Origin of the sequence: Microbacterium sp. SLBN-111, from assembly GCF_049739645.1 — a bacterium.
Classification (GTDB): domain Bacteria; phylum Actinomycetota; class Actinomycetes; order Actinomycetales; family Microbacteriaceae; genus Microbacterium.
Window position 1 is genome coordinate 1,181,482 of sequence record NZ_JBMGQH010000001.1, and the last position, 12,088, is coordinate 1,193,569.

The 12,088-nt window shown below is 70.9% G+C and carries 10 protein-coding genes; 7 read left to right on the forward strand and 3 right to left on the reverse strand.

Annotation, left to right across the window (positions count from 1 at the left end):
- Positions 1 to 37: 37 nt before the first annotated feature.
- Positions 38 to 1,237 carry a lactonase family protein gene (locus RKD05_RS05555; protein WP_424708586.1) on the reverse strand — a complete coding sequence of 400 codons (1,200 nt, stop codon included), beginning with the start codon at positions 1,235 to 1,237 and terminating at the stop codon, positions 38 to 40.
- A 1-nt stretch (position 1,238) separates the two neighbouring features.
- Entirely contained in the window at positions 1,239 to 2,525 is a 1,287-nt protein-coding gene (locus RKD05_RS05560) for an adenylosuccinate synthase (protein WP_424708587.1), read from the reverse strand.
- A gap of 113 nt (positions 2,526 to 2,638) precedes the next feature.
- On the opposite strand from RKD05_RS05560, the gene RKD05_RS05565 reads away from it, so the two are divergent.
- The 7 genes from RKD05_RS05565 (at position 2,639) to RKD05_RS05595 (ending at position 11,359) form a co-directional block, all read left to right on the forward strand.
- Positions 2,639 to 3,376 (forward strand): Pr6Pr family membrane protein, encoded by a 738-nt coding sequence (locus RKD05_RS05565; protein ID WP_424708588.1) that lies wholly within the window; start codon positions 2,639 to 2,641, stop codon positions 3,374 to 3,376.
- A gap of 10 nt (positions 3,377 to 3,386) precedes the next feature.
- Positions 3,387 to 4,829 (forward strand): argininosuccinate synthase, encoded by a 1,443-nt coding sequence (gene argG / locus RKD05_RS05570; RefSeq protein ID WP_424708590.1) that lies wholly within the window; start codon positions 3,387 to 3,389, stop codon positions 4,827 to 4,829.
- 255 nt (positions 4,830 to 5,084) lie between these two features.
- The gene (locus tag RKD05_RS05575) at positions 5,085 to 5,693 is read left to right on the forward strand and encodes a TetR/AcrR family transcriptional regulator (protein ID WP_424708591.1); all 609 of its coding nucleotides are present in this window, start codon (positions 5,085 to 5,087) and stop codon (positions 5,691 to 5,693) included.
- A complete protein-coding gene (locus RKD05_RS05580; protein WP_424708593.1) occupies positions 5,690 to 6,433 on the forward strand; it encodes a hypothetical protein in 744 nt (247 codons plus the stop codon). The genes RKD05_RS05575 and RKD05_RS05580 overlap by 4 nt, the downstream gene beginning before the upstream one ends.
- Entirely contained in the window at positions 6,430 to 8,325 is a 1,896-nt protein-coding gene (locus RKD05_RS05585) for a YhgE/Pip family protein (protein WP_424708594.1), read from the forward strand. The genes RKD05_RS05580 and RKD05_RS05585 overlap by 4 nt, the downstream gene beginning before the upstream one ends.
- Positions 8,326 to 8,644: 319 nt before the next feature.
- Positions 8,645 to 9,187 (forward strand): SRPBCC family protein, encoded by a 543-nt coding sequence (locus tag RKD05_RS05590; RefSeq protein WP_424708596.1) that lies wholly within the window; start codon positions 8,645 to 8,647, stop codon positions 9,185 to 9,187.
- Between the two features lie 207 nt (positions 9,188 to 9,394).
- Positions 9,395 to 11,359: an MDR family MFS transporter gene (locus RKD05_RS05595; RefSeq protein WP_424711774.1), complete on the forward strand. Its 1,965-nt coding sequence runs from the start codon at positions 9,395 to 9,397 to the stop codon at positions 11,357 to 11,359.
- A gap of 354 nt (positions 11,360 to 11,713) precedes the next feature.
- On the opposite strand, the gene mnhG is transcribed toward RKD05_RS05595, so the two are convergent.
- Complete coding sequence (gene mnhG, locus RKD05_RS05600; protein ID WP_051038695.1) at positions 11,714 to 12,088, reverse strand: monovalent cation/H(+) antiporter subunit G; 375 nt, start codon at positions 12,086 to 12,088, stop codon at positions 11,714 to 11,716.

Sequence of the window (12,088 nt, forward strand, 5' to 3'; positions counted from 1 at the left end):
GCCTCACCTCGCGGTGGGGCGCCGATGACGTCCACGCTCAGCGCATCGGGAGCAGGCGCGTCGGGGAGGGGGACGCGGTGCGGTGGCGCACGCGGCCCGGGACGCCCGTGCGGGCGTCGAGCGGGAGCGACACGATCTCGTCGGCGAGCTGACCGGCCACGAGCAGCGTGTCGTTCACCACGACGTGGTGCCGGGGCCAGTGCGTTCCGGCCTCGGCGAGCGCCGTGAACTGCAGCGCCTCGCCCGCGCCGCGGACGGCGAGCACGCCGATCGTGTCGCTGCCGCGGACGCCGGCGTAGAGGGTCGTGCCGTCGCGGCTCGTGCTGAGCTCGGCCGCGGTATCGCCCTCGAGCGTGCCCAGCAGCGGCTCACCCGAGACGACGCGCCAGCGGCCCTCGGCATCCGGGGTCAGGACGAAGACCTCACGGCTGAGCTCGGTCACGACGTAGAGATGACCGGACGGATGCCACACCCCGTGCCGTGGTCCGCTGCCCTTCGGCAGCACGACCTCCTGCGTCAGGCGAAGGCCCGCGCCGGTCGACCGCCAGAAGCGCACGAGGTCGAGACCCATGTCGGTCGTGGCGAAGAGCCCGCGCGGCAGCACGATCGTCTCGTGCGCCCGCGAGACCCGTGCGCCGGCGGCGGCTTCCTCGGACTCGGCGTCGGTCTCGGGCAGGGTGTCGTACTCCGGGACGAGGTGCCCGTACTCCTCGCCGGCGGCTTCACGCAACGCCCGCGCCGCGGCCGCGAGGTCGGGCACCGCGGCTCCGGAGACGGCCGCGCCGGTGTCGACGACGAACGGATCGTCGGTGGAGCCGTACGGGTCGTTCGCGGCCGCGGCGATCACCGGAGCGGAGGGGCGGCCGGTGGCATCCAGGGCGATCCGGACGACGCGACCGTCGCCCCAGCAACTCGCTACGAGGAACGTTCCGTCGGGCGCGACGGCGACGTGACACACCGCGGCACCGGCCGGGACCGGGGCTCCGAGCGGCGCCAGGCTCGTCTCGCCCGTGCGGCGGTACGCCTGCACCGTGCCCTCGGACTCCAGGGCGGCGTACAGCACGTCGAGCTGCGGGTGCGGCGCGATCCACGACGGTGAACCGGGAGCTGCGACGGCGGTGCCGACCATGCCGAGCGGACCGGACGCCCAGACCGAGTCGACGTCACCCGCCTGCAGGATGCCGATGCCTTCGGCCGACCCCGCGTCGGGGGCGTAGGCGCCGACCCAGAACCGCACGTCAGTCGATCAGGTCGTGACGGACGATGACCTGGTCGCGCGCGGGGCCGACGCCGATCACCGAGATGCGCGTGCCGCTCATCTCTTCGAGCGCGAGAACGTAGTCCTGCGCCGTCTGCGGCAGCTCGTCGAACGTGCGCGCGGTCGAGATGTCTTCGCTCCACCCCGGCAGGTACTCGAGGATCGGCTTGGCGTGGTGGAAGTCGGTCTGGTTCACCGGCAGGTCGTCGAACCGAACCCCGTCGACGTCGTACGCGACGCACACCGGGATCTGCTCGAGACCACCGAGGATGTCGAGCTTCGTCAGCACGAGGTCGGTGATGCCGTTGATGCGCGTGGCGTAGCGCGTGATGGGGGCGTCGTACCAGCCGACGCGGCGAGGGCGGCCCGTCGTCGTGCCGAACTCGAAGCCGCGCGAGCGCAGGTAGTCGCCGTTCTCGTCGAACAGCTCGGTCGGGAACGGGCCCGAGCCGACGCGGGTCGTGTACGCCTTCACGATGCCGACGATGCGGTCGAGGCGGTTGGGTCCGACGCCCGATCCGGTCGCGGCGCCACCCGCGGTGGCGGACGACGAGGTGACGAACGGGTAGGTGCCGTGGTCGACGTCGAGCATCGTGGCCTGGCCGCCCTCGAAGACGACGACGTCGCCGGCATCCAGGGCGTCGTTCAGGAGCAGCGAGGTGTCGCTGACCATGGGGCGGACGCGGTCGGCGTACGACAGCAGGTCGTCGACGATCTCGTCGGCGGTGATCGCGCGGCGGTTGAAGATCTTCACGAGCAGGTGGTTCTTCTGATCGAGGGCGCCCTCGACCTTCTGCCGCAGGATGTTCTCGTCGAACAGGTCTTGCACGCGGATGCCGACGCGGTTGATCTTGTCGGCGTAGGCCGGGCCGATACCGCGACCGGTCGTGCCGATCATGCGCTTGCCGAGGAAGCGCTCGGTGACCTTGTCGAGCGTGCGGTGGTACTGCGTGATGATGTGCGCGTTCGCGCTGATCCGCAGCCGGCTCGTGTCGAGGCCACGGGCGTTCAGCGCCTCGAGCTCGTTGAAGAGCACCTCGAGGTCGATCACGACGCCGTTGCCGATGACCGGGTTCACCCCGGGAGACAGGATGCCGCTGGGCAGCAGGTGCAACGCGTACTTCTCGTCGCCGATGACGACGGTGTGACCGGCGTTGTTGCCGCCGTTGAACTTCACCACCCAGTCGGTGCGCTCACCGAGCAAGTCGGTGGCCTTGCCCTTGCCTTCGTCGCCCCACTGGACGCCGACGATCACGATTCCGGGCATGTGCGCTCCTCGCGTGTTATCCGGCGGTACACCCCATCCTATCGAGGGGGTAGGACACGACCGTCCGGCTCCGCCCCGTGGCCCTCGCGCGCAGCGCCCGATATCTTCTCCTCATGCGCGACACCGGGGCCGGCACGATCGTCTGGAGCATCCTGCGTTTCGGCGCGGCCGGCGCGATCGCCGCGGCGATCGTCGGCCAGCTCGTCCGATCCATCAGCATCTCGGCCGAGAAGGGCTGGCCGATCGCCCAGACGGTGGTCGACTTCTTCAGCTTCTTCACGATCCTGTCCAACGCCACCTCGATGGTGGTGCTCGTGATCGGCGCCGTCCTCCTGCTGCGGCCCGGAACAGTCGACTCCCGCGTCTTCGCGACGGTCCTCGTGAGCGTCACGACCTACATGCTGATCACCGGGATCGTCTACAACCTGCTGCTGCGGAACATCCCTCTCCCCCAGGGGTCGACCGTGCCGTGGTCGAACGAGATCCTGCACGTCTGGGCACCGCTGTTCTTCCTGCTCGACCTTCTCCTCGCGCCGCGCCGACGGGCCCTGCCCTGGACGACCATCGGCACCATCGCCGTCTTCCCCATCGTGTGGCTCGTCTACACGCTCGTGCGCGGACCGTTGACGCTCGACTTCCGCACCGGCAACGCGTGGTGGTACCCGTACCCGTTCCTGAACCCCCACGTGCAGCCGTGGGGCTACGGCGGCGTCGCCCTCTACTCCGTCGGCATCGCGATCGCCATCCTCGGGCTCGGCGCGATCGCGATCGGGGTCGGGCGCCTCCGCGGGCGACGCCGGGCGGTGGCCGGTGCTTCGGGCGTTTCGGGGGCCGGCATCCGTCCCGAATAGAATCGAGGGCATGTCCAAGGTCCTGCAGTCCCTTCCCGTCGGCGAGCGCGTCGGCATCGCCTTCTCGGGGGGTCTCGACACCTCGGTCGCCGTCGCGTGGATGCGCGACAAGGGCGCCGCCCCCTGCACCTACACCGGTGACCTCGGGCAGTACGACGAAGACGACATCGCGTCGATCCCCGGTCGCGCGACGCAGTACGGCGCCGAGATCTCGCGCCTGGTCGACTGCAAGACCGCCCTCGTCGAGGAGGGCTTCGTCGCCCTCGCGTGCGGCGCGTTCCACATCCGCTCGGGCGGGCGCACGTACTTCAACACCACGCCCCTCGGCCGCGCCGTCACCGGCACCCTCCTCGTCCGCGCGATGAAGGAGGACGGCGTCGACATCTGGGGCGACGGCTCCACGTACAAGGGCAACGACATCGAGCGGTTCTACCGCTACGGACTGCTCGCCAACCCCGCGCTCCGCATCTACAAGCCGTGGCTCGACGCCGACTTCGTCACCGAGCTCGGTGGGCGCAAAGAGATGAGCGAATGGCTCGTCGCGCACGACTTCCCCTACCGCGACAGCGCCGAGAAGGCCTATTCGACGGATGCCAACATCTGGGGCGCCACGCACGAGGCGAAGACGCTCGAGCACCTCGACGTCTCGCTCGAGACGGTCGAGCCCATCATGGGCGTGCGGTTCTGGGACCCGGCGGTCGAGATCGAGACCGAGGACGTCACGGTCGAGTTCGAGGCCGGTCGCCCGGTCGCGATCAACGGCACGCGCTTCGACGACCCGGTGGCGCTGGTCCGCGAAGCGAACGCGATCGGCGGCCGTCACGGTCTCGGCATGAGCGACCAGATCGAGAACCGCATCATCGAGGCGAAGTCGCGCGGCATCTACGAGGCGCCCGGCATGGCGCTGCTGTTCATCACGTACGAGCGCCTCGTCAACAGCATCCTCAACGAGGACACCCTGGCCACCTACCACGAGCAGGGTCGCCGCCTCGGGCGCCTCATGTACGAGGGCCGCTGGCTCGAGCCGCAGTCGCTCATGCTGCGCGAGTCGATCCAGAAGTGGGTCGGTTCCACGATCACGGGTTCCGTGACGCTGCGCCTGCGCCGCGGCGAGGACTACACGATCCTCGACACCGTGGCATCCGGGATGTCGTACTCGCCCGAGAAGCTCTCGATGGAGCGCGTCGGCGACGCCGCATTCGGCCCCGTCGACCGCATCGGCCAGCTCACGATGCGCAACCTCGACATCGCCGACTCGCGCGCCCGCCTCGAGCAGTACGCGGGCCTCGGCCTCATCGGAGGCCCGACCGGTGAGCTCGTCGGCGACGTCGCCGTCGGCGGCGCCCGCGAGATCATCGAGCCCGCGACTCCCGTCGACGCGGCCGGCGAGCGTCTCGCCGACGCAACGGATGCCGCCGGCGAGTCCGCCGCGTTCGACGCCGGCACCGACTGACCTCGCGCTTCCTCGACGCCGCCCGCCGTTTCGGCCGGGCGGCGTCGTGCTGCGTGCGGCGTCGCGGTGGGGTGCCGGTGGGCGCTGCCGGGGGCGCCAGTTCACGTGATCTGGCCGAACGTACCCGCTATGGCGCGCCACGGCGGGTGACCTCGGCCAGATCACGTGATTTGGCGCCCCGACGGGAGCGGAACACGTACGCGCGGAAACAGAAAGTGCACACTGGCGTGCAAGATAGGGCTACACTCGGGAGACGTGAGAACGCCCGCCACCCGTCGTGACGCTGTGGAGAACCGCGCCGGCATCGTCGATGCCGCCACCGCGGCGATCGGCCACGACCCCCACGCCTCCATCGCCGAGATCGCCGCGCGCGCCGGCCTGTCGCGCCGCGCCCTGTACGGCCACTTCGATGACCGCAATGCCATCGTCCGCGAGGTCATCGCCGCGGGCGCCGCGCGCTTCAACGCCATCGCCGACCGCATCGACGACCCCGACTCGCGGCTCGCGCTCGCGCGCCTCGTCTCCGAGCTCTGGCGCGAAGCCGCGCACGTGCAGGCCGCGGCCTCCCTCGCGCTCGACGACGCGCACGTGTCCGAGACCGCGGCATCCCTCGCTCCGCTCCGCCGCCGCATCGACGCGATCGTCCGCCGCGGCCAGGAGGCCGGCGAACTGCGGACCGACCTCTCCGCCCCGACCCTGTCGCGCCTGCTCGAAGAGACCGGGCGCATGGTCGTGACCCGCGTCGACGCCGAGTCGACCGCGGCCCGCGAGATCGCCGTCACGGCCGTGCTCGGTATCGCCGGTCTCTCGTGGACCGAGGCCCGACAGCTCATGGCTCAGCACCCCGACCTGGAGGCGCAGTGAAGATCGTCCTCGACGCGGTCACGAAAGGACGCGCGCAGCGCGCCCTCCCCGAGACCTCCACCTCCTTCGAGACCGGGCGGGCGACGCTCGTCGTCGCGGAGACCGAGCAGCGCCCCACGGTGCTCGGGCTCGTGGCATCCGGTCGTATGAAGATCGACGGCGGGTCCGTCACGATCGACGGACGGATGGATGCCGGTCAGCTCCGCCGCCGCGTCGCCCTCGTCGACGCACCCGTCGTGTCGGAGCCGTCGCCGAACGTCACCGTCACGGGCGTCGTCGCCGAGGAGCTCATGTTCGCCGGGCAGGCGCCCACGCCCTTCGCCGCGCAGCGGTGGCTCGAGGGGCTGGGCCTGGAGTCGGTGGCATCCCTCCCGATCGGGAACGTCGACGCGCCGCAGCGGATCCGGATGCTGCTCGAGCTCGCGGCGCTGCGCAAGGGCGTCGACGGGCTGGTGCTCGTCGCGCCGGACCGGCACGGCGGCGAACCGGCCGCCTGGTGGCGGATCGCCGAGGAGTTCGCCGAGCGCGGGTACGCGGTGCTCGTGATCGCGGGGCACGCCTCGCTGACGGCGCTCGAGGCGCAGGGTGTGCTCGGGGGCGACGGGGCGCTGGAGGGCGACGCACCGGCGGCGCTCGACCCCGTACCCGCCGACGACCCGGCCGCGGAACCCGTCGAGGACCCCGACCCCGCCGAAGACCCCGCCCCCGAGGCCGACACCCGTCAGGAGGACGCCCGGTGAAGATCCCGCAGATGATCGCGGCGGAGCTGCGCCGCCTCACGTCGACCCGCATGTCGATCCTCGCCCTCGTGGCGCTCCTCGCCGTGCCGATCGTGTACGGCGGGCTGTACCTGTGGGCGAACCAGGACCCGTACGGCAACCTTTCGCAGGTCCCCGTCGCGCTCGTCGTCGACGACCGCGGCGCCCAGATCAACGGCGAGCAGCGCAACCTCGGCGACGAGGCGGCCGACCAGCTGCTCGACAGCGACACGTTCGAGTGGCACCGCGTCGATGCCGACCAGGCCGCGACCGGACTCGAGCGCGGCGACTTCGACTTCATCGTGACGCTCCCCGCCGACTTCAGCGACGCTGTCGCCTCGCTCTCGAGCGACTCCCCGCGGCAGGCCTCGATCGAGCTGCGCACGAACGACGCGAACAACTACCTCGCGTCCACGATCGGCTCGCAGGCCGTCGCGCGCATCCAGCAATCGGTCGCGAAGAAGGTCACCGACGAAGCCGGCCTCACGCTCCTCGACGCGCTGCACACGATCCGGGTGAACCTCGTGGATGCCACGACCGGGGCGACCCAACTCGTCGACGGTCTCGGCACCGCGAAGTCCGGGTCGTCGCAGCTGGCCTCGGGCTCGGCCCAGCTCGCCGACGGCACCGCGCAGCTGTCCTCCGGCGCAGCTCAGCTCGCCGACGGAACCGCCCAGCTTCGCGACGGCTCGGCGCGCGTCGCGGACGGCGCGCAGCAGGTCGCGGGCGGCGTGGACCGCATCGACGCCGCCGCGCGGCAGGTCGGATCGATCGCCGGGGATGCCGCGGCCCAGCTGCCCCAGGCCCGCGCGGACATCGCGAAGGCCCTGGCCGACGCCGGGCTCACGCAGGCGCAGATCGACCAGATCCTCTCGCGCCTCGACCTGGTGGGCGACCGACTGCAGGCGGCCAACACCCGCGTCCAGGACACCGTCCAGCAGATCAATACGCTCGATGACGGGGCGCGTCAGGTCGCCTCCGGCAGTGCCCAGGTGGCATCCGGAGCCTCCACCGCAGCGGACGGCGCGTCGGCCCTCGCGGACGGCGCCTCGTCGGCCGCGACGGGAGCCGCGCAACTGCGCGACGGCGCGAGCCAGCTCGACAGCGGCCTCGGGCAGCTGTCGGACGGAGCGACGAAGCTGCGCGACGGCCTCGCGTCGGGCGTGCAGCAGATCCCCGACTCCGACGATCAGACCCGGAAGGCGCAGGCCGACACGATCTCCGACCCGGTGAACGTCGGGTCGACGTCGATCACCAAGGCGCAGAACTACGGCGCGGGCCTCGCGCCGTTCTTCGCGGCGCTGGCCGGCTGGATCGGCATCTACGCGCTGTTCCTCATCGTGAAGCCGGTGTCCAAGCGCGCGGTCACGGCGCTGCGCTCGCCCTTCCGCGTGACGCTCGCCGGGTGGCTGACCCCGGCGGGCCTCGGCGCCGTCCAGATGGTCGGGCTGTTCACGATCCTCGCGTTCGCGCTGCAGTTCTCGTTCGCGAATCCGTGGGCTGCCCTCGGCATCCTGATCTTCGCCTCGGCGACGTACGCGGCGATCGTGCTCGCGCTGAACGTGTGGCTCGGATCCGTGGGCCAGTTCCTGGGGCTCGTCCTCATGGTGCTGCAGCTGGTGACGGCCGGCGGCACGTTCCCGTGGCAGACGCTCCCCGGGCCGCTCGCGGCGCTCCACCACGTGCTGCCGATGGGATACGTCGTGGATGCCATGCGCCAGGTGATGTACGGAGGCGACATCAGCCGCGTCGGGACCGACCTCACCGTGCTCGGTGCGTGGCTCGTCGGCGGCGTGCTGCTCGCGGCCATCGGCGTCACGCGCATGACGCACCACCGGACGCTCCGCGACCTGCAGCCGAGCCTGATCGGCTGAGGTCGGCGCGGCGCCGGGCGCGCGGCGGGCTCGGGCTCGGGCGCGCGGCGCGGGCGCGGGCGCGGGCGCGGCGCGGGCGCGGGCGCGGCGCGGGCGCGCGGCATCCTTCGCGATAAACGGCATCGACGGAGGGAAACGGTGCGTCCCGCCGTTTCCACCCGCCGGTGCCGTTTATCGGTCCTGTTGGGGGCAGACTCGGACTCCGTGGCGCACGGCTTCGGCGGCGCCACGGCGCACGCTGCTCTCGCGCGCCGTCAAGACCGTGCGGCGGCAAGGGCCGCGCCGTAGGGTCGTTGCACGACGATCGCGAAGGGATGCCATGGCCGCCCGCAACACCCGCCCGATGCGCTGCACGCCCGACGACCTGTTCGCCGTGCTCGCCGACGGCTGGCTGTACCCGGTGTGGGTCGTGGGGGCGGCGCGGATGCGCGACGTCGACCCGGAGTGGCCGCAAGAAGGCGCCCGGATCCACCACTCGCTGGGCGTGTGGCCCGTGATGGTGCACGACACCACCGAGATGGTCGAGTGGGACCCGCCGCGCCGCGTCCGACTGCGGCCCAAGGCCGGGCCGCTCGGCCGCGGCGTGATCCGCTTCGACGTGCGCCCGTACGGCGACGGGATCGCCGTCACGATCGCAGAAGAACCCGTGTCGGGGTTGCCGGCTGTGCTCCCTGGCATCCTGTGGCGACCCCTGCTGGTCCTGCGGAACCACGAATGTCTCAACCGACTCGCGTTCCTCGCGGAGGGCCGGCGAGAAGAACGCGAGCGGGGCGAGCTCGAAGCGCGCCCGGCGACTCCCGACCCCGCGGACGGCGCGGCGTCGCCGCAGGCCGAGAGCGACGCACGGGAATCGGATATCTGAACCTGCGGCAAACGGGAATGCGCAGCCGTTCGGCACCCTTATAGTTGACAAAACACAACTTTCTCCCGGTGTCGGCGACGCCCGTCCTTCGACCCGCCCCCGCCGCGTATGACCCTTCACGCGGCACTCTCTGTTCGGCCCTCTCTGTATCGAGGAAACGTGACCACTGCTGCCGTGTCGACCCCGACCACTCGAAGCACCCCGGTGATGACTCACCGCCAGATCCTGTTCGTCATCTTCGGGCTCATGGCGGGAATGTTCCTGTCCGCGCTCGACCAGACCGTCGTCGGAACCGCGATCCGCACGATCGGTGACGACCTCAACGGACTCAGCCAGCAGGCGTGGGTGACCACCGCCTACCTGATCGTGTCGACGATCGCGACGCCGATCTACGGCAAGCTCTCCGACATCTTCGGCCGCCGTCCGCTCTTCATCATCGCCATCGTGATCTTCATCATCGGATCCATCGCCGCGAGCTTCTCGACGTCGATGATCGAGCTCTCCGCGTTCCGCGCCATCCAGGGCCTCGGCGCCGGCGGCCTGATGTCGATGCCGCTCGCCATCATGGGCGACATCCTCGCGCCCCGCGAACGCGCCAAGTACCAGGGCTACTTCCTCGCGGTGTTCGGCATCTCGTCGGTCGTCGGCCCGCTCGTCGGCGGCCTGTTCGCCGGCGCGCCCGAGATCCTGTTCCTCGCCGGCTGGCGCTGGGTATTCCTCATCAACGTGCCGATCGGCCTCGTCGCCCTCGCCATCGTGGTGCGGTTCCTCCACATCCCGCGTCACCCGCACGGCGCCGTCCGCATCGACTGGTTCGGCGCGGCGACCGTCATCATCGCCCTGGTGCCCCTGCTGCTCGTCGCCGAGCAGGGCCGCGAGTGGGGCTGGACCTCGCCCATCGCCATCGCGTGCTACATCATCGGGGCCCTTGGCATCCTGGCGTTCATCCTCATCGAGCGCAGCATGAAGGACGACGCGCTCATCCCGCTGAAGCTCTTCCGCTCCTCGACGTTCTCGATGGCCACGATCATCGGTGTTTTCGTCGGTTTTGCGATGTTCGGCGCGATGCTCACGCTCCCGCTGTACCTGCAGCTCGTGCTCGGCTCGAACCCCACCGAGAGCGGCTTCCAGCTGCTGCCGATGATCCTCGGCCTCATGATCTCGTCGATCGTGAGCGGCCAGATCATCTCGCGCACCGGCCACTACCGGATCTTCCCGACCATCGGCACGGCGTTCATGGCGCTGGGCTTCTTCACGCTGACGTTCATCAAGTTCGACACGTCGTACTGGCAGATCGCCGGGGCGATGCTCCTCATCGGCCTCGGCCTCGGCCAGCTGATGCAGACGCTCACGATCGCGTCGCAGAACTCGGTCGGTCCGCGCGACATCGGCGTGGCGACCTCGGGCTCGACGTTCTTCCGCCAGATCGGTGGCACGCTCGGCACCGCCGTCCTGCTGTCGCTGCTGTTCACGCTCATCCCGCTGAACCTGCAGACCAACTTCCGCGACCAGGGCACCCTGACCGACGCCCTGGATGCCGCGCTCGACCCGACCGTCGCGTCCGCTCCGGCCAACGCGGGCATCATGTCGAAGGTCTACGACCCGTTCGTCGAGAAGCTCACGGACGCGGCGCTGACCGGCGCGCAGGACGGAGTGCAGCAGGCGAAGGACGCCGCCTCGGCCGCCGTGGCGCAGCAGGTCGCGGCCGGGACGATCCCCGCCGCCGCGCAGGCGCAGGCGACCGCCGCCGCCGAGGAGCAGGCGATCCAGCAGGCCGCGACGGCAATCCAGGAGAAGCTGCCCGTCGCGAAGATCGCGACGGACGGCACGGTGACGCTCGACTTCTCGGATGCCACCGCCCGCCGGGCCTTCGTCGACCAGGCCGTTCCGCAGATCATCGACAACATGTCGAGCTCGTCGGACTCGTCGTTCGACAACAGCACGATGGATGACACGTCGTTCCTGAACGGCGCCGACCCCCGCCTCACGAAGCCGCTGCTGGTGTCGTTCAACCAGTCGAGCGTCAGCGTGTACTGGGTCGCGATGGGTGTCGCGCTCATCGCCTTCGTCCTGACGCTGTTCTTCCGGACGCCGCCGCTGCGCGCGAAGTCGGCACTGCAGGAGTCGGCCGACTCCGAGCGCAAGGCGGCCGAGGCGATCGCGCTCGGCTGAGGATCTGGTCGGGCCGCGGCGCTCTTGCGTCGCGGCCCCGCCGCCCGCTCCATAAACGCTCCCCCTCGGCGTAAACGCTCTGTCCGGGCGTTTCTGCCGAGGGGGAGCGTTTATGTGTGCGCCTAGGGATGCCAGGGCACGATCTGCGCGCATCACCCCACGCCCGGCCCCGGCCCCGCGGCGGCCCCGGCCCCGACCCCGGCCGCATCCGGGCCGGGTGGCATCCGGGTCCCCTCGTAAACGCTCGGCCTCGGCAGAAACGCCCTCGCCGGGCGTTTCTGCCGAGCGCGAGCGTTTATGCAGCCATGGGCGTCGGCCGCGACGGCGCAACGCCGCCGCAATGCGGCCCGCGCGTCAGCTCTCGGGACGCGACGGAGCGGCGATCGAGCCGCCCTCCTCCGTGCGGTGCTGCAGGTCGTCGACGTAGAGGCCGGCTTCGTCCATCGTGCGGTTGCGGTACGCGGCGCGGCCGACCATGTGCGCGGCCAGCGGCGCGGTGGCGAACTGGATGAGGACGATCGGGATGCCGAAGGCCAGCGCCTCCCACGTGCGCACCGCGAGCACGACCGCGGTGACGATCAGCAGCACACCGAGCACCTGGGGCTTCGTCGCGGCGTGCAGGCGCGAGGGGACGTCGGGCCACCGCAGCAGACCGATCGTCGCGGTCAGGCAAAGCACCGCGCCGATCAGCACGAGCACGAGCGCGACGACGTCGAGGACCGATTCCAG

Bases quoted from the DNA above. Each gene is read 5' to 3' on its own strand.
- RKD05_RS05595 (WP_424711774.1), top strand. From the start codon at position 9,395: ATGACTCACCGCCAGATCCTGTTCGTCATCTTCGGGCTCATGGCGGGA.
- RKD05_RS05560 (WP_424708587.1), bottom strand. From the start codon at position 2,525: ATGCCCGGAATCGTGATCGTCGGCGTCCAGTGGGGCGACGAAGGCAAG.
- RKD05_RS05565 (WP_424708588.1), top strand. From the start codon at position 2,639: ATGCGCGACACCGGGGCCGGCACGATCGTCTGGAGCATCCTGCGTTTC.
- argG (WP_424708590.1), top strand. From the start codon at position 3,387: ATGTCCAAGGTCCTGCAGTCCCTTCCCGTCGGCGAGCGCGTCGGCATC.
- RKD05_RS05590 (WP_424708596.1), top strand. From the start codon at position 8,645: ATGGCCGCCCGCAACACCCGCCCGATGCGCTGCACGCCCGACGACCTG.